The following is a 1,036-nucleotide window of genomic DNA, read 5'->3' as shown; positions in this document are numbered from 1 at the left end:
GGAGATCTGTACCCACATTCGTGGTCAACCCAGTATTACTAATACTCACAAAATATATATAAATAATAGGATTATTTATCTCTTTAATTCAGATATTGATAAATTAAATACGCATACCATAATAACCCTACAAAAAAGAACAGATCTAAAATGTTTTTATTTATTTTTCTTCTTTGATCTCCAAAGTATGGTGACCTTTTTTGCCAAAATAATTTCCTATTTTTAACATCAGAAAAAAATAATCTGAAAATTATAAATAAAACTGGAAGAGAAAAGTTTAACAGTATATAAAAAACATCTGCACAATTTTCAATTATGACATATCCTATTAAAAAAAATAATACAGCAAGAAAAATAAGTCTGTACTGAATTTTCATAGATCACCTCTACAATCAAATTTACGCTCTCTTGATAGAATTAATACTACTAATCTTAAAACAATCTGTAAATGTCATTCTGACGCCACCTTTTGTTTTCCCGCATTGATATAAGAACTGTATACTCCTTCTCCAGTGTTAAGACGTGCATATTAGATAAAACCTGACCACTTTTTGCAAAAAAATGGAAAGAGCATAAGGTGAACGCACCACTCTCATAGTGAGAGTGGGAAAATAGGCTGTGCCTATTGCGTTTCAAGGCCTTTAGATAAGTCACCACACCTTATTTTTTAGTATTCTCCCATGAATACTACTGCGACTACTCAGGTGGTTATTTTCGCTGTTCTGACTACTTCATGACTACTTTCAATATTACTTTTTCCTTTAGAAAAAATACCCGAACACTAATAGTTTTTTGGAAGGTATTGAGCAACAATTTCGTTGAAACTGAGTCCTTTTTTTGTATCTTCTTGTACGATATTGTTGCCTTTTGTTTCTTGATTAGTCTGATTTTTTTTCTTATTCTTGAACCGATAATTTTCATTTCGCACAGTTTTTTTGCTCATTGATACTGCCTCTTGGTATACGTTGGAAGAAAATAAATCTGGTATTTGGGTGTGATCTTGTTCCAACTTTGCGTTTGTCATTACGGTCAAAAC

At 31.5% G+C, this 1,036-nt stretch carries 1 protein-coding gene; it reads right to left on the bottom strand.

Annotation, left to right across the window (positions count from 1 at the left end; genetic code table 11):
• Positions 1 to 781 precede the first annotated feature (781 nt).
• A partial coding sequence (locus tag ABT034_RS35275) for a hypothetical protein (protein WP_351221189.1) occupies positions 782 to 1,036 on the bottom strand: 255 nt, incomplete at its 5' end.

This window comes from Streptomyces sp. NPDC002773 (genome assembly GCF_040295605.1).
Classification (GTDB): domain Bacteria; phylum Actinomycetota; class Actinomycetes; order Streptomycetales; family Streptomycetaceae; genus Streptomyces.
The sequence above is the reverse complement of the archived record's forward strand: the minus strand, read 5'-3'. Positions and strand labels throughout refer to the sequence as shown.